The organism is Streptosporangium becharense (assembly GCF_014204985.1).
Classification (GTDB): domain Bacteria; phylum Actinomycetota; class Actinomycetes; order Streptosporangiales; family Streptosporangiaceae; genus Streptosporangium; species Streptosporangium becharense.
In genome coordinates this window covers 3619461-3638690 of record NZ_JACHMP010000001.1, presented here as the reverse complement: position 1 = coordinate 3638690, position 19230 = coordinate 3619461, and the positions used below count along the sequence as shown (strand labels likewise).

Here is a 19230-nt window from a genome sequence, read left to right as displayed (position 1 = left end):
TTTCCCCGGGCCCGGTCCCACCCCGTTCCAAGCGGGCCGCCTAGCGTGCGGCCATGCGGACAGACTCGCGTGCGCGTACGACGGCGGCCGTTCTGGTCCTGCTGGCGCTCCTGGTGGTGGCGGTGGCCGTGTTCGGCGCCGCCGGGGACTACGTGGTGTTCGACCGGCCCATCCAGCTGGGAACCGTGGCCGTGGCCCTGGTCGTCGGTGCCGGATGGTGCGTCTTCACGACGCGTCTGCGCCGGGCCGCCGCAGCCGTCGTTCTCGTGCTGGGGTGGATGGCCGGGATCGTGTACATCCACTTCTCCTCCTTCGGCGAGTACGAACACCTGCCCAATCCGGCGAACACCGGGGTGGAGGCGGGGCTGCTGCTGCGCAACGACTTCGCCGGGCCGCACATCTGGATGATCGTCATGCGCGGGGACGAGGGCCTGCTGACCCGCGAGCGGACTCTGGCCTGCGTCAACACTGACTCGGGAGGGCCGCCAGAGATGACCTGGGCCGACTCCGCGCACCTGAGAGCGGGCGAACTGGTGATCGCTGTGGATCCGGCGACGGGACGGCCGACGGCGCCGATCGACAGCCCGTACCCGTGCGACAGTCCCGAGATATCGTTCTGAGCACCCCGTGCCCGTGCCCGTGACCCGGGGCCCGCGTTCCGGGTTTCCCGTACCCGTGTGACGGTGCCCGGTCCGGGGAGCTGGGCTTATCCCATAAAGTCGGGCGAATGTCCCCCACCTCTTCCCGCCTGGCCTGGTTGGACGCCCTGCGGGGACCCGCCGCGCTGGCCGTCGTACTGCACCACTCCGGCTGGACCTTCCTCCCGGGGGTCTGGGCGGAGGTGGACCGCAGGATCGACGTCGGTACCTGGGGCGTCTTCGTGTTCTTCCTGGTCAGCGGCTACATCATCCCCGCATCCCTGGAACGACGCGGTGATCTGCGGGCTTTCTGGGCCGGCCGGGCCTTCCGGCTGCTCCCCCTGTTGCTCACCGCGGTCGGCCTGGCGTTCCTCCTCGCTTACGGTGGCGTGTTCGACCTCCACCCGGGCCTGGGCCTGCGCCCGGCGCCGCTCGTCGCACTCGGCAACGTGACGATGCTGCAGGAACTGCTCGGGGTGCCCGCCGTCATCGACGTGATGTGGACGCTCTCCTACGAGATGGCGTTCTACCTGCTGGCGGTCGGGTTGTTCGCCGTGCGGCAGGCGCACCGGTCGGCGGGGGTCGCGGTGGTCCTGGCGTTGTCGTCCGTGCCTGCCGGGTTCCTGCTCCCGCGTGCGGTCATCGGGGGCCGCGCGGACCTGGTCGCCGCGGTCCTCGGTGTCGCGGCCGTCGTGGTCGTCGTGGTGTCGGCGCGGGCGGGTGGCCGGGTGCGCACGGTCGCCGCGGTGACCGGTGGTCTCCTCGGTCTGGCACTGGTCGTCCTGGGCAGCCGGATCGGCGCGTGGCAGGGGCTGATCATCCTGGCCACCATGTTCGCCGGTACGGCCGTGTACCGCGCCGAACAGGGGACGATCCGGTGGCGTACCGCCGTCGCCGCCGTGCTGACGGTCCTGGCCTGCGGGGTGTTCGCCAAGGACGACCCCGGCTGGGGACCAGCGGTCCTGCTGGCCGCGGGTTTCTTCGCGACCGCGTTCGCGCTGCGGCGCCGGTCGTTCCCCCGGTGGCTCGCCCACCTCGGGGTGATCAGCTTCTCCCTCTACCTGCTGCACCCCCTCCTGCTGCGGGTGAGCCCGAACCTGCCGCTGCTCCTCCTCGTCCTGGTGCCGCTCAGTCACCTGACCCACCGTCTGGTCGAGCTCCCCGCCCAGCGCCTCGGCCGCCGGCTGGTCAGGCGCTCCGCGGCGGAACCCACGCTGGGCGGGTCGCACGACCGGTCGGCGGTGGGTTAACCGTTACGCCCGCCTCCATGGGATGGTGCGGCTTATGGGTAGATCATTGAAGGCAGCGCACGTCCTCCTGGTGGCCGCGTTCGCCGCCGGCGTCTCCGGCTGCTCGGGAGAGGGCGGTTCGTCCGCCGCGACCCCGACCGCCGCCGCGTCCTCGGCGACCGTCACGGCCCCGCCGGCCCCGGCCGCTCCGACGGTTTCGGAGAGCGCGACCGAGACGGAGACCGCGGCCCCGGCCGTCACCCCCTCGACCGTGCCCGCGGACCCCACAGCGGGGGCGTCCGGAGAGGGGGACGGGGCCGGGGACACGGGGCCCGCCGTCCAGCTGGTCGGAACGCTCAGCGCGACGCTGACGGAGCCGGGCTGGATCACGGTCCAGCTCGACGGGGGCGACGCCCAGCCGGTCATGCTCAACCGGGACGCGCCGGTGCTGGACGTCCAGGGGACGATCTGCGACAAGGGCAAGGTTCCGCACAAGTGCACCGTGGCGCAGCTGGAGAAGGCGCTCAGAGCGGGTAAGGCGCCGTACGCCAAGGTGACGCTGAGAGGCGGGGTGGCCGTCCGGGTCGAGGAGCTCGTCAGGGAGTGACGCCGCCCCGGGGGGTGTGGGCGGGTCAGAAGGTGAAACCCTCGCCGGGAAGCTCGGCCCCCTGTGTCCTCTCCAGCTCGGCCCTCAGGTCCGGCATCAGGCGTTCGAGGGCCTCATGCCATTCACGGTGACGTCCGGGGTGCTCCACCATGGCTCCACATGTCCTGCACGTGGGCGGCTGGGTCTGCGTCATGCCGAGATCCCTTCGCAGTGGGTGATCAGCAGCAATACCTGCCCTGTGGTGCCGGTCTGGAACCGTGTTCCGGCACCCGGCTGTGACTGGATTCCGCCGCGCACCCAGAAAGCATGCTATAGAGCGCATATCGGTAACTAGTGTCATAACGGGACATACGGGTACGGCCTGGGGTACTCGGAGGTCCATATGAGCGAAGAACACGATGGCATGACGAACCGTCTCGCCCGCGCGCTGGGCTGGGCCAGCCTCGGCCTGGGTGCGGCGCAGGTCGCCGCGCCGGGGGCCGTCGGCCGGCTCGCCGGCATCGGCGACTCGGCCCCGGTCCGCGGCACGGTGGTGCTGGTGGGGGCACGTGAGCTCTTCCACGCGATGCTCCTGCTGGGCAGCCGCGTCCCCGCTCCGTGGGTGTGGACGCGCGTCGCGGGCGACATCCTGGATCTGACGATGCTCGGCCGGGCGGTCGCCACACGCGCCGGCCGGCGGCGCCTGCGCGTCGTCGCCGTCACGGGGGCGGTGGCCGGCATCGCGGCCGCCGACCTGTGGACGGCCCTTCGCGCGAGCCGGCGTGGCGTGGGCGGGCCGGACGAGCGCGCCGGGAACCTGTACGCGTCCATCACGGTCAACCGTCCCCGGCAGGAGGTCTACCGGTACTGGCGCGACATCGAGAACCTGCCCCGCTTCATGATCCACCTGGAGTCGGTGCGGGTGACCGGCGACGGGCACTCGCGCTGGAGGGTGAAGGCGCCGGCGAACCTGACCGTCGAGTGGGACGCGGAGATCGTCGAGGACCGGCCGGGCGAGATGCTCGCCTGGCGCTCCCTGCCGGGTTCCACCGTCGGCAGCGGCGGCCTCGTACGGTTCGCCGACGCTCCGGGCGGGCGTGGCACCGAGGTGCGGGTGGAACTCCGCTACGACGTCCCCGGCGGCAGGATCGGCCTCGCCGTCGCCAGGCTGCTGGGCGAGCACCCGGAGCAGCAGGTACGGGACGACCTGCGCCGGTTCAAGCAGATCGTGGAGACCGGTGAGGTGGTCCGCTCCGAGGGCAGTCCGGAGGGCACCCGCGCGTTCCGGCAGGTCACACAGCGTCCCGCCCAACCCGTGATGAGGGGGTTCCCGTGAAGGCCAACTGCTGGATGGGCCGGAACACGGTCGAGGTCCGGGAGGTCCCCGACCCCGCGATCCTGAACGCCCGCGACGCCGTCGTCCGCATCACCTCGACGGCCGTCTGCGGCTCCGACCTCCACCTGTACGACGGTTACGTCCCCACGATGAAGAAGGGCGACGTCATCGGCCACGAGTTCATGGGAGAGGTCGTGGAGGTGGGCCCCAAGGTGACGTCCCTGCGGGCCGGCGACCGGGTGGTCGTCCCCTTCCCGATCGCCTGCGGCGACTGCGGCGCCTGCGCGCACGGCATGTACTCGGTGTGCGAGAACTCCAACCCCAACGCGGGGCTGGCCGAGAAGTTCATGGGCCACTCGCCGGCCGGCATCTTCGGCTACTCGCACATGCTCGGCGGCTACCCGGGCGGTCAGGCGGAGTACGCGCGGGTGCCCTTCGCCGACGTGGGACCGATCAAGATCGAGGACGACCTGCCGGACGAGAAGGTGCTGTTCCTCTCCGACATCCTGCCCACCGGCTGGATGGGTGCGGAGATGTGCGACATCAAACCCGGCGACGTCGTCGCGGTCTGGGGGGCGGGGCCGGTCGGCCAGTTCGCCGTCGTCAGCGCACTCCTGCTGGGAGCGGAACGGGTCATCTGCATCGACCGCTTCCCGTACCGGCTGGGATACGCCGCGCGGGTGGGGGCGGAGACGCTGAACTACGAGGAGGCCGACGTCCTCGACGCGCTGCGGGACATGACCGCCGGTCGCGGTCCGGACGCGTGCATCGACGCCGTGGGCATGGAGGCGCACCACCCCACCACCGCCGTGCACGCCTACGACCGGGTCAAGCAGGCGACCCGGATGGAGACCGAGCGTCCGCACGCCCTGCGTGAGGCGATCATGGCCTGCCGCAACGGCGGGGTCGTCTCGGTGATCGGCGTCTACGGCGGCCTGCTCGACAAGTTCCCGATGGGTGCGCTGATGAACCGGTCGCTGACGCTGCGGGCCGGCCAGTGCCACGTCCAGCGGTACCTGAAGCCCCTGCTCGGCAGGATCCGCAACGGAGAGATCGACCCCAGCTTCGTGGTCAGCCACCGCATGACGCTGGACGACGCCCCGCGCGCCTACGAGATGTTCAAGAACAAGGAGGACGACTGCAACAAGGTCGTCCTGATCCCGTGATCGCGCGGTGGCACCTTGGACCACCGGACCGGCCGTCGCGGCTTCCCGGTTGTCCTGATTGCACTGATTGCCCCGGCTCCCCGGCCGCCGTGTCTCACCGGTCGCCGGTCATCAGCCGGTGAACGGCGACCGATGACCGGCGGCCGGTCGGAATCCGGTCGGAGCCCGGTCCCGGGGCGGTAAAGGCATCTCCAACCCGCCCGTGTCGGGATGACCGCCGGGCACGGGGGCGTGTCTCCTGTGCGGGAGTGTCATCCCTGCTTTCTGGAGGTCGGAGATGAGAAAGTCGCTCCACGTCGGTGTGCTCGCGCTCGGCCTGTTCGCGGCCGGTTGCGGGGGCGAACAGCAGCCGGGATCGACCGGGCCGGTCACCGCCGACCGGGTCGGCGCCTCACCCACCTCGTACGAGAGTCCCACCGCGTCGCCGACGGCGGCGGCCGAGGCCATGGTGGGCCTGGGGGAGACGAGCGTCGGAAAGGTCCTGGTGGGGGCGGACGGCCGCACGCTGTACCTCTTCGAGAAGGACAAGGGCGGGAAGTCCGCGTGTTCCGGTGACTGCGCGGCGGTGTGGCCGCCGTACGTCACGGACGGCAAGCCCGAGGCGGGTGAGGGCGTCAAGGAGGACCTGCTCGGCACCACCGAGCGGGAGGACGGCACGACGCAGGTGACCTACAACCGTCACCCGCTGTACTACTACGCCAAGGACACCAAGGCCGGTGACGTCACGGGCCACGACGTCGAGGGCTTCGGCGCCGAGTGGTACGCGGTGACCGCGGACGGCAAGAAGGCGCGGGGCTGAGCCCTCCGGCCCGGCGGCCGGACATCCCGCCGGACCCGCCGACCGGGCGCCTCCGCCGGTCGGTGGGATCACCATCTAGGCTCGTCCCCACGATGAAGATGATGACGTTCAACGTACTCAACGGTGGCGAGGACCGGTTCGATCGGATACGCGAGGTCGTCGCGGCGGAACGGCCCGACCTGCTCGTGCTCCAGGAGTGCGTCGGCTGGGAGGACGGGGAGAGGCTCCACGCCCTGGCCGAGGCGCTCGGGGTGCCCGCCGACGACGACCATCTGATCATGGGGCTCGCCAACCGGCGGGGGAGCGGCAAGCGGTACAACGTCTGCCTGGTGTCCCGGCCGCGGATCCTGAGCCGCCGGGTGCACACGCCGCCATGGATGGCCCACTGCCTCGTGGAGGCCGAGGTGGCGACCGCCGGAGACGGCCCGCCGCTGCTCGTCCTCGGCACGCATCTCGTCTGGAAGGACGAGGGGGCACGGCTGACCGAGGTGGACGAGATCCTCCGCGTCGTCCCCCCGGAGACGCTCGCCGAGCGCGACTGCGTGCTGCTCGGTGACCTCAACGCGCTCTCCCGGGACGACCCCTACCCCGCCGACCTGGGCGACCGGCTCATCGCGGCCGGCATCGGCAAGTTCGGCAGCCCGCCCCGGCTCGACGTGATGGACCGCCTGCACGAGGCCGGCTGGGCCGACGCCCTGCGGGCCGCGCCACGCTCACCGCACTGGGCCACCACGCCGCGCGAGCGGAACGGCGTGCGGGTCGACACGCGTACGGACTACGTGCTCCTCTCACCGCCGCTCGCCGCCAGACTCGCCTGGGCCGACGTGGTCGACGTCGGCACGGTCTCGGACCACCAGCCGGTCGTCGCCGTCGTGGAGTAGCGCCGGGCCCGGCGGCCGGTCGTGCGCCGTCACGAAGGACGAAGCCGAGGCGCCGCGGCAACGGCAAGGCGCATCGCTCCCGACCGCTGACCATGTCACCCGGGACGGGGAAGCCCGGCCGGCGGAACCGCTGCGCCGGGTGGCGAACGAGCGGCGGGCCCGGTTTCGGACGATGACCTGCCGCTGACTGATCACCGATCCGCTGCACACCTAAACTGCTTCGGCGTCGTGACCTGCAGCGATCGCATCAATGTGATGTGCAAGCTCGAAATCCTTGATCGTGAGACGGTTCCCGGCGTCATGAGTGGTGATCACGAAGCGGATCCGCTGCCAGGTGATGTGAACATCGGGATGGTGGCCGACCTCTCGAGCCTTGGCAGCGACGTACATCGCCATGTGCACGCACTCGTGGTAGGTCTGCTTGAACGTGCGGGCAAGGGTGTGGCCCTCGCGTTCCCATCCCGGTAGTCCGGCCAACTGAGTGGCGATCTCTTCTTCGGATAACGGCTGAGGGATCATCGGCATCTCCGGTGGCGGGTCAGGCGAACTGGGAGATGATCTCAGTTAACTCCCGACCGGACGCGGTACCCACCCAGGCCGTTGCTCGTCGCGGAATGGCCTTGAGCTCCTGACGCAGCCTCACCGATCCGGTGCCTTCGACGATCGAGGCGGTAGCTGACGCGATCTGGACGACCCGCTCAGGTTCGGGGAGAGCAGCCAGAGCACTTGCCTGGCGCGCCCAGAACACTCCATTGTCGCGTCGCGCCGATTCCGGCGCGGTGCCGAGAATCCGATCCCACAGTGCGATGGCCTCACGGTAGGCACCCAGCCGGAGGTACGCAGTCGCCCGCTGGACGTCGATGTATCCGAGAGTCCGGCGGCAGGCATTGCCCCACGGATGTTCGTCATCGACACGATCCACAAGATCGGCGGCCTGATCCAGAAGCCGGTCGACCAGATCCCTATTCTGCGCCGGCAGCATCGAATGGCCATGCGCTTGGTGGACCAGAGCGAGGATCCGCACCTTCGGACACAACTTGCTCTCGCCGGTCAGGGCCGCCTCGGCGTAATCGACAACCGTACGCCCGTCCTCCAAGTCGACCGCCAGCATCGCCTTGTTGGTGAGGGCGTAGCTGATGAGCTGCGGGTCCTGAGAGCGATGGGCCATATCCAGGGCCAGGCTCCGCCAGAGCCTGGAGCGGTTTAGGTTGAAGTCTCCGGCGTCCTGATACAGCCAACCGAGCAGGGCCGCATAGGCGACCCCAGCGCCCAGCAGCCCGCGGCGCACGGGCGCGTCGGCCACTTGAGCAAGTTCTTTGATGAGCTGAGCCTGGGTCGCAACGGTGGGGATGAGATGGCGAGGACCGAGCCACATGTCGGCTTTGTAGTGGCCGGGAAGCTGTTCGAGGAAGTACATGACGAGCTCCGGAGCTACGGGGCCATGGTGAGGCGGATAAGGCGTGGGGTCGATGGTACTTGTGTCCGTCTCTACGGTATTGCGGTCCTGCGGCTCCGCTGGGCCGAAGAGAACAGCCTCCTCAAGGCCAAACACCCGGCAATACAGCAGGCGGTAGGGATCCTTGGGTTGGTGCTCGCCGGCTTCCCATTTCTTGATGTTCCGGATGATGCTTTCGCGCGCGGGTAGGCGGCTCCGTGTCTCTCCGCCGATGGCTTTGACGAGTTCGCGCGCCAGATCGCGCTGTGACCAGTCACGCTCACGCCGTTCGGCTCGCAGTCGTGCGGCCCACGGGGGAACTTCGGTCATCGCAATGCACCTCTTCGCGGGGCTGGGGAACCACGCCTTCCCCCAGTTTCCCCCACCGTCACCTGTTCGTGTGCGGGCTTAACGCGTTGTGATGGCTACGTCTCCACAACCACGGAAACGTCGGAGCCCGCCACGGCATCGCACGCCGGGACGGGCCCCTTGATCAGGAATCGAGGTCCTGACCCATGGCCAAGGTTAGGGTTTTCCGCGTCCGTCGGGGAGCAGGTGCCCCACTGCCGCCGCTCGGCTGCCGATGGTGCGGTCACGCCCCCTGCACCCACGAGGTGCACACCCTCTCGCACCGGTACGAGGTCGCGGCGTGAGCCCGGCCCCGGGGCCGGGCGACGCCCCCATGAGCAGGTGCGGCGGTGTTCCCCCTTCCCAGACGGATGCCGCCGCGCCGTCCATCCCGCTGTCCGTGCGCCGTGCTGAGGAACTCGCCGCCGTGCTGGCCGACGTCTACGGCATCTCGGCCGACGTCCACGAACTCGCCTCCGGCCGCGCCATTCTGTCCGTCCACTACGGGCTGCCGGCCTACACCGACGGTGAGAAGTTCTGGTGGACCGGCCCCGAGCCCGGCGACTCCGGCAGCCCCGTGCTCAGCTCCGCACTGACGCTGCCCGTGGCCGCCGAGCAGCTCGCCGGGCACCACGCCATCCTGCGCGGCAGGGACGCCGCCGGCCTGCTGGGCGGCGAGCCGTCGCCGCCGGCCGACGTGGTCATGGCAGAGCATGTCATCCCGCGCTGACGCGACCGCGGCACTGGTCGCCAAGCAGGTGCAGGAGCACGCCCCCACCTGGTTCGTCATGTGGAGCCCCTGGCGCAGGCGGTTCGACGCCTGGGAGTGCAGCGCGCCGGATCGCTGCCGCACCGTCCATGGACGCACCGCGACCGAGCTGTGGAACCGCATGCGACAGGTGGACCTCGACCTCCGGCGGACCCTGCTCCGAGACGCCGCGCCGCCCGCTCCCGGTGAGGCCGGTCATCCGGGCCCGCCGGACCCCGTGGCCCCGGGACACGTTCCCGGCCCCCGCGGCCGGCTACCGAGCCGGCAGGAACACGTCCCGGGGCCGCCTTCACCCACCGAAGCTCCATCCGCCGAAGAAAGGACCTGACGGTGATCCCGCTGCCCGGTACCCCCGCAGGTGACCGGCTGAGGGCGGTGACCGACCGCTGGTCGGCCGCCGCCACCGCCCTGCGGCGCCTGCGCGTCGAACTCCACGATCACCGGATCCACCCGGAGATCGCATATGACATGGGGCCGCCGCGCCTGGTGATCGGGGACGCGCTGACCGTGTGGACCGACCGCGCGGGCACCGTCTTCTGCTGGAGCGCCGCCTACATGGAAGAACCCGCCGATCACGCCTCGGCGGACGACCTGCCTGAGGTCGCGCGCAGGCTCGCCGAACGGCTCGCTGCCGGACAGTGACGACACCATGAGCCGTGGCGATGCGGGGGGACTTCGTATCGCCGCGCCGCACACCCCGCTCGCTCCGACCCGGCGCGAAGGGAGGTACGGGCAGAGCGCACCCCCGGCGGGTCGGGGTAAGGCCCGCCCCACCCGGCCGCACCGGCCCACCTGACCCGAAAGACGCTGGTCAGCGTCATGGGAGGGGGTATCAGCGCGGCCGTAGCTTCGTCAGCGGGCGGATCTCACCGTGAGATCCGCCCTTTATCAAGTGGCGATACGCGCGTAAGAGGTGACCGATATGGCCAGGGAGCACAAACGCATCAGCCGACTGGGGCTGCCGGTGACGGCGGTGATCGCGGCGGGGGCGTTCCTCATCCCCGTGGCGGCTCAGGCAGCCCCTGTGGCGGCCCAGACGGGCCTCGTGACGGCCCGGGCCACCCCCGTGGCGGCCCAGGCGGCCCCGGTCGGCGAGGCCGGCGGAGGACAGGATCCGGTCCACGCGCTGGAGCAGGCGGCCCAGCCGCTGCGCTCGACCGAGCCCGGAGGGAACAGGGTCGACCTGCGAGCTCTGGGCTCGATGATCGGCGACGCCAAGGTGGTCGGTCTCGGCGAGGCCACCCACGGCTCGCACGAGTTCTTCACCATGAAGGAGCGGGTCTTCCGCCACCTCGTCAAGGAGAAGGGCTTCACCACCTTCGCCCTGGAGCTGGGCTGGCCCGCGGGAGTCCAGATCGACGACTACCTCCAGACCGGCAAGGGGGACGCGCGGAAGATCGCGAAAGAGGCGCTGGCCGGCACGCCGTGGGATCGGGAGGAGTTCGTGCACCTCATCGAGTGGATGCGGGACCACAACCGCCGCCACCCCGGCCGCACGGTCCACTTCATCGGCAACGACATCGCCGCCCCCAAGCTGGGCGACGACTTCTTCGGCCGCGTGACCGACTACGTGCGACGCGATCACCCGGAGTCGCTGCCACGCGTCACGGAGCTCTACACCGGTCTGCGTCCGATCGACGACGTGTTCGCCTACCTGGGCAAGCCCCTGGCGGAACGGCAGAAGCTCGCCGCCAACGCACAGGAGGCCCTGAAGCTGATCAACGGCCAGAAGGGCACGGACGACGAGTTCGAGCTCGCGGTTCAGAACGCCCGGTCCATCTCCCAGACGGCCACGTTCCTCGCCTTCGACTTCACCGACAAGGCCGCGCTGCCCGCCGCGCAGCGCTACCGCGACCAGGTGATGGCCGACAACACCGTCTGGTGGCAGCGGCGTACCGGCGAGAAGGTACTGGTGTCGGCGCAGAACAGCCATGTCGGGTACGTGGCCAGTGATCCCGCGCTGTACCCTAAGACCCAAGGGTCGTACCTGCGCGACGCACTGGGGGGGAAGTATCTCCCCATCGGCTTCACCTTCGACCGGGGTTCCTTCCTGTCGAAGGACACGGCTATCGGCGGTGACTGGAAGAAGTTCACCGTGGACGCGGCCGGGCCCGGTACGAACGAGCACACCCTCGACAGGGTCCGTCACCGGGACTACTACCTCGACATCCGCAGGGCACCGGCCGCGGCGCGCGCCTGGCTGAACGTCGCCCGCCCCACGCGCAACATCGGCACGCAGTACCCGTACCCGCTCGACGACGTCGCGATCGCCCGTTCCTTCGATGTCCTCATCCACCTCCACGACATCCGGGAGGCCCGCATGCCGAAACCGTGACGGTCCTTCCCGCCCCTTCCAGGCGATGATGCGCTGGAAGGTGATGCCGGGGCGGCGGCTGCAGTCGCTACTCCCGTCCCGGCGGGGCGGCGTCCTGGAGTTCGAGGACGTAGGGCCGGCCGTTCAGCTGCCCCACCACGATCCTGAGCGTTTCACCGGTCGGCACGTGGCACGCCACGACCGGTTGGTCGCCCACCCAGTCCGCGATCCGCTGCCCGGTTTCCAGGTCCCACAGGCGGACGGTGCCGTCGAGGTCGCCGCCGCTGACGGCGTGTCGCCCGTCGGGGGTCACCGCCACCGTCCGCACCCAGTGCCGGTGGCCGGTGAACGTGGCGTGCTGCCGGCCGGTTTCCAGGTCCCACACGCGGATGGTGCCGTCGCCGCCGCCGCTGACGGCACGACGACCGTCGGGGGTCACCGCCACCGACGTCACCTCGCTGTCATGGCCGGTCAGTACGGTCTGGCGCTGCCGGGTCTCCAGGTCCCATACGCACATGGCGCCGTCGCTGCCGCCGCTGATGACGTGTCGCCCGTCGGGGGTCACCGTCAGCGCCGTCACCCAGTCGTGGTGGCCGGTGAGTGTGGTGTGCAGGCGCCGGGTCTCCAGGTCCCACACGCGGATGGTGCCGTCGCCGTCGCCGCTGACGGCACGACGTCCGTCGGGGGTCACCGCCATCGCCCGCACGCCGAAGTGGTGGCCGGTCAGCACGGCCAGCTGCCGCTGGGTCTCCAGGTCCCACACCCGGACCGTGCCGTCGCCGTCGCCGCTGACGGCACGTCGCCCGTCGGGGGTCACCGCGACCGTTCGCACGCCGAAGTGGTGGCCGGTCAGCACGGCCAGTTGCCGCTGGGTCTCCAGGTCCCACACCCGGACCGTGCCGTCGCCGCCGCCGCTGACGGCACGACGACCGTCGCGGGTCGCCGCCAGCGCCGACATCTCGTCGTCGGTACTGGCCAGCACGGCCTGCTGCCGCCCGGTCCGCAGGTCCCAGACCCGGACGGTCCCGTTGCCCCCGCTGACGACGCGTCCGTCAGGGGACACGGCCACCGACAGCACGTCGTCGTCGCCTCCGGCCAGGACGGTCAGCTGCCGCCGGGTCTCCAGGTCCCATACGCGGACGGTGCCGTCACGGCCGCCGCTGACGGCATGGCGTCCGTCGGGGGTCACCGCCACCGCCCGCACGCCGCCGTCGTGGCCGGTCAGCACGGCCTGGCACCGCCCGGTGGCCAGGTCCCACACCCGGACCGTGCCGTCGTCACCGCCGCTGACGACGTGGCGTCCGTCGGGGGTCACCGCCACCGACATCACCAGGTCGTCGTGGCCGGTCAGGACGGCCCGGCACCGCCGGGTCCCCAGGTCCCACACCCAGATCCTCCCGTCGCCGTCACCGCTGACGGCGTGGCGTCCGTCGGGGGTCGCCGCCACCGACCACACCCTCCAGCCGTCGTGGCCCTCCCACTCGGTCACCTGCCCGGTGGTGAAGTCCCACAGCCGGAACACGCCGTTGTCGTCACCGCTGATGACGTGTCGCCCGTCGGAGGTCACCGCCAGCGACCACACCCCACCGTCGTGGCCGGTCAGCTCGGCCACCAGCCGCCTGCTGTCGAGGTCCCACACCCGGACCGTGCCGCCGTGGTCACCGCTGACGATGTGGCTGCCGTCGGGGGTCACCGCCACCGCCCGCACCCCGTCGTCGTGGCCGGGAAGCACGGCGTGCTGCCGGCCGGTGTCGAGATCCCAGACCCACACCGTCAAGAAGCCCCCGCTGACCACCCGGCGCCCGTCCGCCGTCACCGCCACCGGCCGACGCGTCCACTGGTCGCGGCCGGTGAGCGTGTCCCCCAGATCCTCCGTGGTGGTCACGAGCGCGAAGCCCACCGGGGCCAGACACGGCCGGGGAAGGTCGTTGGGGGTGTTCCGCGACGCCCACGCGGCGATGGCGGGATCGGGGTGGCGGTGGAGCCGGTTGACCAGCTGGACCCGTACCCGGTCGGGATCGGCGGTGACCACGCGGGCCGACATCCGCAAGGCGGCCAGGACGTGCGGGGACAGGGTGTCGCGCGCGTGCCGGTAGTCGGCCGCCAGGTCGTCGAACCGCCCGTGGCGCAGGCGCGCGCGGATCCACGACACGTCGGTCAGGAGGGCGTGGAGCTCGTCGTACCGGCCGGCCGCGGCGAGGCGGGCGGCGAGCGCGGGGTCCGGGGCGGGGCACCCGGTCGGTGGCCTGAACGGCATGGGGGCTCCTCCGTGTCGCGACGATAGATCGTCTTCGCTGCTATCCTCCGTGCCATGACGTTCTTCTACCGACGTTAAGACGCCGTCGGCGAGGCGAGGAGCCCCCGTCGCCGACGATGCGGGACGGCGTAGCGCCGCCCCGGGTCTTGACGTGGGAGAAGAACGGTCATCATGCGCGTTCGCGTGATCTTTCTCACCGCCCCGCGTCCCGGCGCCTTCGTCGTCCCGTGACGGCGGCGCGCCTGGTGGCGCGGTGCGTCCGTGGGCTGGAGCCCACGGTGGCCGCTGAGATCCTTCAGCTCGGCCTCGGCACCATCACCCGGCTCGGCCATCGTGAAGTGCACTTCTGCACGCGGCGGCCGGAACCCCGGACGGTCCGGTTGCGGACCGCCGACGACGTGTTCCTGCTCGCCGCGCGGTCACCGGACGTCGGCCCGGCCAGGGCGGACGTCGCCGGACTCGCCGGACTCGCCGCGGTGGCCGACACGGAGACGCTGCTGCGGCACCGGCAGGACTGCGGCGGCTCCGGCGAACTCACCGGAGTGGAGGTGTCGGCGTCCTTCCTGGGGAGGCGCAACTTCAACCGGTACGACGCCGAGGACGCCGTCGGCCTGGCCCTGTCGCGGAGGCTGGGGGTCGGCTACCACCCGCGGCGGGGGGGAAGCGCGCCTCCGGCGGGCCACAGCGCCTGGCGGCTGACCCTGGACGGCACGCGGGCGACGCTCATGCTGAGGATCGCCGACCGGCCCCTGCACCGGCGTGCCTACAAGCTGCGGACGATCCCCGGCACCCTGCATCCCCCGGTGGCCGCGGCCATGGCCGGTCTGGCCGACATCCGGCCGGAGCACCGGGTCCTCGACCCCTGCTGTGGCGCGGGCACCCTGCTCGTCGAGGCCGGTGCCCTCCAGCCGGAAGCCCGCCTCCACGGGTTCGACCTGGACCCGGACGCGCTGCGGGCGGCCCGCGCGAACGCGGCGGGCTCGCCGGCCGTCACCCTGCGGCCGGCCGACGCGGGCGATCTGCCGCTGCCCGACGGCAGTGTCGACCGCGTCGTGTGCAACCCGCCGTGGGGCGCTCAGGTCGACGCGCGCGGCCTGCTCGGCGCGGCCCCCTCCCGGTGGTGGGGGGAGCTGCGGCGGGTGCTCGTCCCCGACGGGATGGCCGTGGTGCTGATCCCGGACGCCGACGACCTGGCCACCGCCATCCGGCAGCGGCTGACCCCCGTTCACCTTCAGCAGGTCAGGCTCTCCGGCGCCAGGTCGTACATCATCCGGCTCATGGTGCGGCAGCGGGACCGCTGAGTGAGTTCATGGTGCGGCAGCGGGCCGCTGACGAGCCGGCCGCCGGCCCGCCCTCGGCGGCGACCGTTACGTGGACTGCCTGACGACCAGTTCCGTGGGGAGCGTCGCCGAGGAGGCGGGCCCGCCGTCGAGGCGGCGCAGCAGCAGGCGCACCGCCGCGCGCGCCTGCTCGGCCCGCGGGGTGCGCACCGTGGTGAGCGGAGGCACCGAGTACGAGGCGGCCTCGATGTCGTCGAAGCCGACGACCGCGACGTCGTCCGGCACTCGGCGTCCCGCCTCGCGCAGCGCCTGCAGGGCACCGAGCGCCATCGGGTCGCCGGTGGCGAAGACGGCGTCCAGGTCCGGGTGGTCGTGCAGCAGCCGACGCGTCGCCTCCGCTCCGGACGCGAGGGTGTGGTCGCCGACGGCGACGACCGGCTGCCGCCCGGCCTCCCGCAGGGTCTCGCGGTATCCCCGGAGGCGGTCCTGCACGGCGGTCACGTCCGGCGGTCCGGAGAGGGCGGCGATCCCACGCCGTCCCCGGCCGAGCAGGTGCCTGACCGCCGCCGCGGCGCCGCCCGCGTTGTCGACGTCGATATACGGTGTGCGGTTCGCCACCGCGGGCCGGCCCAGGGAAACGGCCGGGACGTTCGCCCCGGCCAGCAGGTCGGGCAGCGGGTCGGCGCCGTACGCGGACACCAGCACGACCCCGTCCACGTGCCCGGAGGTGACGTACCGCTCCACCCGGCGCCGGCTTCCGGCGGTGCCGGCGAGCATGAGCGTGACGTGCCTGCCCGCCTCCTCCAGCTCCCGCACGGCCGAGCGGACCGTCGCCGCGAACAGGGGGTCGTCGGCCGGCCCGCCGGGCGGTTCGGAGACGACCAGCGCGACCGCGTCGGTGCGCCGGGTCACCAGGCTGCGGGCGGCCGAGTTGGGGACGTAGCCGAGCTCGGTGACGGCCTTCATGACGATCTCACGGAACTCGTCGCTGACCGCTCCCTCACCGTTGATCACCCGGGAGACGGTCGATCTCGACACGCCCGCGCGGGCGGCGACCGCCTCCAGGGTGGGCCGCCTGGTCCTCTCGCGGCGCAGCCCGTTGCACCGGATGACCTCGCGGTACCACAGGGCACTGTCCTTGGGCAGCCGCCGCTGCGTCTCGAAGTCGACGTGCACGAGCCCGAAGCGCTTGCGGTAGCCCTCACCCCACTCGAAGTTGTCCATCAGCGACCAGGCCAGGAAGCCGCGCAGGTCGGCACCGGCCTCGATCGCCTCATGCGCGGCGCGCAGGTGGTTGTCGAAGAAGGCCGTCCGGTCGGGGTCGTGCACCCGGTCGCCGGTCACGACGTCGTCGAACGCGGCGCCGTTCTCGGTGACGAGCAGACCGACCTCGGGGTAGTCGCGGGAGAGCCGGACGAGCAGCCGGGACAGGCCGGTCGGCACGATCGGCCAGCCCATGGCGGTCGTCGGCGCGTGGGCACCGCTGAACATGACGTCCTCGGTACCGGGATAGGCGGGGTTGGGTGGTTCGCCCGGTTCGGCGCGCACCACGCACGGGGTGTAGTAGTTGATCCCGAGCAGGTCGACCGGCTGGTTGATCGTTGCGAGGTCGCCGTCGCGGACGTGGCCGAGACCGGCGGTCCGCTCCACGATCGCCAGCACCGGCTCGGGATACTCCCCCCGCAGGGCCGGGTCGAGGAACTGCCGGTTGAGCAGGCAGTCGACCCGGTCGACCGCCTCGGCGTCCGCGGCGGACGGTGTGAGGTCCGGGTCGCCGACCTGGCCGGGGGTCATCACCGGGGCGAGGTTCAGGGTCAGTGCGATCTGCCGGGCGCCTCCGTCGCGCAGGACCCGCGCACCCAGCCCGTGGGCGAGCAGCAGGTGGTGCGAGGCCCGGAAGGCGTCGGCCGCCGACGTGCGGCCCGGCGCGTGCACACCCATCCCGTAGCCGAGGAAGGCGGCCACCCAGGGTTCGTTGACCGTCACCCAGGTGCCGACCCTGTCACCGAGGCGCCGGTGCACGATCCGCGCGTAGTCGGCGAACCGGTGGGCCGTGTCGCGTTCGGCCCAGCCGCCGCGGTCCTCCAGCTCCTGGGGCAGGTCCCAGTGGTAGAGCGTGACGTACGGGACGACGTCGGCGGCGAGCAGCTCGTCGACCAGCCGGTCGTAGAAGTCGAGCCCGGCGGCGTTGACGGCGCCCGAACCCGACGGCTGGACGCGGGGCCAGGCCACCGAGAACCGGTAGGCGCCGAGGCCGAGCTCCGCCATCAGGCGGACGTCGTCGGCGTGACGGCGGTAGTGGTCGCAGGCCACGTCGCCGGTGTGACCGCCCGCCACCCTGCCCGGCGTGCGGCAGAAGGTGTCCCAGATGGAGACGCCCCGGCCGTCCTCGCGCGTGGCACCCTCGACCTGGTACGCGGCGGTTGCCGCACCCCAGACGAAGCCGTCGGGGAAGGCCAGGGTCTCGTCCCGTGCCGGGACGGTCGCTGCGGCCACTCGACGGCCCCCCTGTCGCTCGATCGCGTTGTGATCGGCGACACAGTAACCCATACCGGTGCGGCGGTCAGCTTCCGGGCAGACCGAGCATGCGGTCGACCAGCTGGTGGAGATGGTTCTGGAGGCGGAACTGCGTGTCCGGGTCGTCGGCACCGCCTCCGCCGGCGCGGGCGAGCGCCTCGCCGTGCAGGAAGCCGTACACGCTCCAGATCAGCGTCCGCACCATCAGGTCCAGGTCCACCCGGTCGTCGACCAGCCCGGCCTGGGTGGCGGCGCGCAACGCGTCGCGGGTGAGGTTGATGAGGGGGATCGCGTAGGCGCGCTCCAGGTCCGGGATGTCGGCGGCGTCGCCGAGCCAGCGGTGCAGCCATAGCGCGGGGACCTGCGGGTTGGCGAGGCAGAACCGCAGGTAGCCGTCCGTGAGCCGGTACATGGCGGCGGAGACGTCCCTGCGGGTGACGGCGGAGGGCAGGGAGCTGAGCGCGTTCTCCACGACGGCGCGTTCCCGCAGGTGGGCGTTTCCGACGACGGCGAGGTACAGGCCGAGCTTGTCCCCGAACCACTGCTGTATCCGGGCCGGGTCGTGCCCGGCGGCCTCCGCGACGCCCTGCAACGACGTGCCGTCGTAGCCGAACGCGGCGAACAGTCGCGTCGCGACCTCGATGACCGCTTCGCGGTGCCGGTCGTCATCGGGAACCATGAGTCCGATTCAAGCCGCCTGATCAGGTGAAGGTGGTCAAGCGGTGGTCTCCCGGGAGGAAAAGCTGTGTGCGGCCCGCCGCACCGGGCCCGCCGCACCGGGGTCACCCGCCGCACCGGGCCCGCCGCACGGAGCCCCGCACCGGGCCCGCCACACCCGGGGGCCGTGCCGGGCCGGGAGCCCGCGTCGGAAGTCAGAACAGGTAGGGCGTGATCCGCGACTCGCCCTCGCCGGTCAGCGCGGTGATCCGGTGCTCGGCGGCGGGGTCGGACGGCACCCCGACGGTGGTGAACCGGGCCTTGGCCTGGATGTTGTACTTCTCGCTCTCGGGCACCCTCACCTCCACGTCCCCGGCGGTCCGTACCACGCTCTTGACGTCGCTGGGCGCCTCGGCGAAGTCCAGGGAGATGTCGCCCATGCCGGTCTCGACGTCGGCCTTGACGGAGCGCAGGCCGTTGCCCCACACCCCTCCCTTCTGGGAGCGCACCCACAGCGTGCCTCGCGTGTCGTTCACCAGGATCCCGCCCGTGGTGGTCGTGAGCCGCACGTCGCCCCGGACGTCGCGCACCGAGACGATCCCGGACCGGCCCGTCACCTCGACGTGGGTGTCCGCGGGCAGCGCCAGGGTGTAGGTGGTCTCGCAGACGTGCTCGTTCACGTGGGGGCAGGTGGCGTCGAGCCGGAGCGTCTGTCCCTCCCACCGCTCCGTGACCGAGGGCCGGTACCGGGGCCGGTCGCCGTACCACACGAGTGACTGCTCCGTGCGGAGCAGGCCGTCCGCGCCGGCGACGATGTGGACGTCGAGGTGGCCGGTGACGTCCACGACGATCTTCGGTGCAGTGAACGGCTTCGAGGAGCTTGAGGTCTCCTCCATCCGGGGAGGCTTGGTGGCGTCGACCCAGATGGACGCGGTGACGAAGCTCACGGAGAGTGCCGTGAGCATCGTGCCCGCGATGATCCAGACGGTCCGGGCTCTGCTACGCGTCGTCATGCTCA

At 71.6% G+C, this 19230-nt stretch carries 19 protein-coding genes; 12 read left to right on the top strand and 7 right to left on the bottom strand.

What is annotated here, in order from left to right:
* The first annotated feature begins 53 nt into the window (after window positions 1-53).
* From F4562_RS15770 to F4562_RS15760, 3 genes are all read left to right on the top strand, one after another.
* The gene (locus tag F4562_RS15770; RefSeq protein WP_184537268.1) at window positions 54-620 is read left to right on the top strand and encodes a hypothetical protein; all 567 of its coding nucleotides are present in this window, start codon (window positions 54-56) and stop codon (window positions 618-620) included.
* 107 nt (window positions 621-727) lie between these two features.
* The gene (locus F4562_RS15765; RefSeq protein WP_184537270.1) at window positions 728-1888 is read left to right on the top strand and encodes an acyltransferase family protein; all 1161 of its coding nucleotides are present in this window, start codon (window positions 728-730) and stop codon (window positions 1886-1888) included.
* A gap of 34 nt (window positions 1889-1922) precedes the next feature.
* Complete coding sequence (locus tag F4562_RS15760; RefSeq protein WP_184537272.1) at window positions 1923-2474, top strand: hypothetical protein; 552 nt, start codon at window positions 1923-1925, stop codon at window positions 2472-2474.
* 25 nt (window positions 2475-2499) lie between these two features.
* On the opposite strand, the gene F4562_RS15755 is transcribed toward F4562_RS15760, so the two are convergent.
* Window positions 2500-2667: a hypothetical protein gene (locus F4562_RS15755; protein ID WP_184537274.1), complete on the bottom strand. Its 168-nt coding sequence runs from the start codon at window positions 2665-2667 to the stop codon at window positions 2500-2502.
* A gap of 210 nt (window positions 2668-2877) precedes the next feature.
* On the opposite strand from F4562_RS15755, the gene F4562_RS15750 reads away from it, so the two are divergent.
* The 4 genes from F4562_RS15750 to F4562_RS15735 all read left to right on the top strand — a co-directional run bounded on the left by F4562_RS15750 (window position 2878) and on the right by F4562_RS15735 (window position 6635).
* Window positions 2878-3789 carry an SRPBCC family protein gene (locus F4562_RS15750; protein ID WP_221206070.1) on the top strand — a complete coding sequence of 304 codons (912 nt, stop codon included), beginning with the start codon at window positions 2878-2880 and terminating at the stop codon, window positions 3787-3789.
* Complete coding sequence (locus F4562_RS36340) at window positions 3786-4955, top strand: zinc-dependent alcohol dehydrogenase (protein WP_184537277.1); 1170 nt, start codon at window positions 3786-3788, stop codon at window positions 4953-4955. Before F4562_RS15750 ends, F4562_RS36340 begins: the two co-directional genes overlap by 4 nt.
* A 277-nt stretch (window positions 4956-5232) precedes the next feature.
* Window positions 5233-5754, top strand: coding sequence for a COG4315 family predicted lipoprotein (locus F4562_RS15740; protein WP_221206071.1), 522 nt, complete (start codon window positions 5233-5235; stop codon window positions 5752-5754).
* A gap of 101 nt (window positions 5755-5855) precedes the next feature.
* Window positions 5856-6635 (top strand): endonuclease/exonuclease/phosphatase family protein, encoded by a 780-nt coding sequence (locus F4562_RS15735; protein WP_221206073.1) that lies wholly within the window; start codon window positions 5856-5858, stop codon window positions 6633-6635.
* Between the two features lie 210 nt (window positions 6636-6845).
* On the opposite strand, the gene F4562_RS15730 is transcribed toward F4562_RS15735, so the two are convergent.
* Both F4562_RS15730 and F4562_RS15725 read right to left on the bottom strand, forming a co-directional pair.
* The gene (locus tag F4562_RS15730; RefSeq protein ID WP_184537281.1) at window positions 6846-7154 is read right to left on the bottom strand and encodes a 4a-hydroxytetrahydrobiopterin dehydratase; all 309 of its coding nucleotides are present in this window, start codon (window positions 7152-7154) and stop codon (window positions 6846-6848) included.
* 19 nt (window positions 7155-7173) lie between these two features.
* Window positions 7174-8400, bottom strand: a complete 1227-nt coding sequence (locus tag F4562_RS15725; protein ID WP_184537282.1) for an NsdA family TPR-like regulatory protein — start codon at window positions 8398-8400, stop codon at window positions 7174-7176.
* A 418-nt stretch (window positions 8401-8818) separates the two neighbouring features.
* Here F4562_RS15725 and F4562_RS15720 point away from each other — a divergent pair, with 418 nt between their 5' ends.
* The 4 genes from F4562_RS15720 (at window position 8819) to F4562_RS15705 (ending at window position 11522) form a co-directional block, all read left to right on the top strand.
* The gene (locus tag F4562_RS15720) at window positions 8819-9148 is read left to right on the top strand and encodes a hypothetical protein (RefSeq protein ID WP_184537284.1); all 330 of its coding nucleotides are present in this window, start codon (window positions 8819-8821) and stop codon (window positions 9146-9148) included.
* The gene (locus tag F4562_RS15715) at window positions 9132-9515 is read left to right on the top strand and encodes a hypothetical protein (protein ID WP_184537287.1); all 384 of its coding nucleotides are present in this window, start codon (window positions 9132-9134) and stop codon (window positions 9513-9515) included. The genes F4562_RS15720 and F4562_RS15715 overlap by 17 nt, the downstream gene beginning before the upstream one ends.
* A 2-nt stretch (window positions 9516-9517) precedes the next feature.
* Window positions 9518-9829, top strand: coding sequence for a hypothetical protein (locus F4562_RS15710; protein WP_184537289.1), 312 nt, complete (start codon window positions 9518-9520; stop codon window positions 9827-9829).
* 280 nt (window positions 9830-10109) lie between these two features.
* On the top strand, window positions 10110-11522 hold the full coding sequence (locus tag F4562_RS15705; protein ID WP_184537291.1) for an erythromycin esterase family protein: 1413 nt from the start codon (window positions 10110-10112) through the stop codon (window positions 11520-11522).
* Window positions 11523-11589: 67 nt separating this feature from the next.
* Here the strand turns inward: F4562_RS15705 and F4562_RS15700 are convergent, their stop codons facing one another.
* A complete protein-coding gene (locus F4562_RS15700) occupies window positions 11590-13758 on the bottom strand; it encodes a WD40 repeat domain-containing protein (RefSeq protein ID WP_184537293.1) in 2169 nt (722 codons plus the stop codon).
* A 278-nt stretch (window positions 13759-14036) separates the two neighbouring features.
* Here F4562_RS15700 and F4562_RS36335 point away from each other — a divergent pair, with 278 nt between their 5' ends.
* Complete coding sequence (locus F4562_RS36335) at window positions 14037-15059, top strand: TRM11 family SAM-dependent methyltransferase (protein WP_221206076.1); 1023 nt, start codon at window positions 14037-14039, stop codon at window positions 15057-15059.
* Window positions 15060-15125: 66 nt separating this feature from the next.
* Here the strand turns inward: F4562_RS36335 and F4562_RS36330 are convergent, their stop codons facing one another.
* The 3 genes from F4562_RS36330 to F4562_RS15680 form a co-directional block, all read right to left on the bottom strand.
* Complete coding sequence (locus tag F4562_RS36330) at window positions 15126-17534, bottom strand: GH1 family beta-glucosidase (protein ID WP_311733787.1); 2409 nt, start codon at window positions 17532-17534, stop codon at window positions 15126-15128.
* 67 nt (window positions 17535-17601) lie between these two features.
* Window positions 17602-18234 carry a TetR/AcrR family transcriptional regulator gene (locus tag F4562_RS15685; RefSeq protein WP_184537299.1) on the bottom strand — a complete coding sequence of 211 codons (633 nt, stop codon included), beginning with the start codon at window positions 18232-18234 and terminating at the stop codon, window positions 17602-17604.
* 193 nt (window positions 18235-18427) lie between these two features.
* Window positions 18428-19225: a DUF4097 family beta strand repeat-containing protein gene (locus tag F4562_RS15680; protein WP_184537301.1), complete on the bottom strand. Its 798-nt coding sequence runs from the start codon at window positions 19223-19225 to the stop codon at window positions 18428-18430.
* Window positions 19226-19230 lie beyond the last annotated feature (5 nt).

Coding starts and splice junctions, on each gene's coding strand:
- F4562_RS15770 (WP_184537268.1), top strand. CDS start 54: ATGCGGACAGACTCGCGTGCGCGTACGACGGCGGCCGTTCTGGTCCTG.
- F4562_RS15765 (WP_184537270.1), top strand. CDS start 728: ATGTCCCCCACCTCTTCCCGCCTGGCCTGGTTGGACGCCCTGCGGGGA.
- F4562_RS15760 (WP_184537272.1), top strand. CDS start 1,923: ATGGGTAGATCATTGAAGGCAGCGCACGTCCTCCTGGTGGCCGCGTTC.
- F4562_RS15755 (WP_184537274.1), bottom strand. CDS start 2,667: ATGACGCAGACCCAGCCGCCCACGTGCAGGACATGTGGAGCCATGGTG.
- F4562_RS15750 (WP_221206070.1), top strand. CDS start 2,878: ATGACGAACCGTCTCGCCCGCGCGCTGGGCTGGGCCAGCCTCGGCCTG.
- F4562_RS15740 (WP_221206071.1), top strand. CDS start 5,233: ATGAGAAAGTCGCTCCACGTCGGTGTGCTCGCGCTCGGCCTGTTCGCG.
- F4562_RS15735 (WP_221206073.1), top strand. CDS start 5,856: ATGACGTTCAACGTACTCAACGGTGGCGAGGACCGGTTCGATCGGATA.
- F4562_RS15730 (WP_184537281.1), bottom strand. CDS start 7,154: ATGATCCCTCAGCCGTTATCCGAAGAAGAGATCGCCACTCAGTTGGCC.
- F4562_RS15725 (WP_184537282.1), bottom strand. CDS start 8,400: ATGACCGAAGTTCCCCCGTGGGCCGCACGACTGCGAGCCGAACGGCGT.
- F4562_RS15715 (WP_184537287.1), top strand. CDS start 9,132: ATGTCATCCCGCGCTGACGCGACCGCGGCACTGGTCGCCAAGCAGGTG.
- F4562_RS15705 (WP_184537291.1), top strand. CDS start 10,110: ATGGCCAGGGAGCACAAACGCATCAGCCGACTGGGGCTGCCGGTGACG.
- F4562_RS15700 (WP_184537293.1), bottom strand. CDS start 13,758: ATGCCGTTCAGGCCACCGACCGGGTGCCCCGCCCCGGACCCCGCGCTC.
- F4562_RS15685 (WP_184537299.1), bottom strand. CDS start 18,234: ATGGTTCCCGATGACGACCGGCACCGCGAAGCGGTCATCGAGGTCGCG.
- F4562_RS15680 (WP_184537301.1), bottom strand. CDS start 19,225: ATGACGACGCGTAGCAGAGCCCGGACCGTCTGGATCATCGCGGGCACG.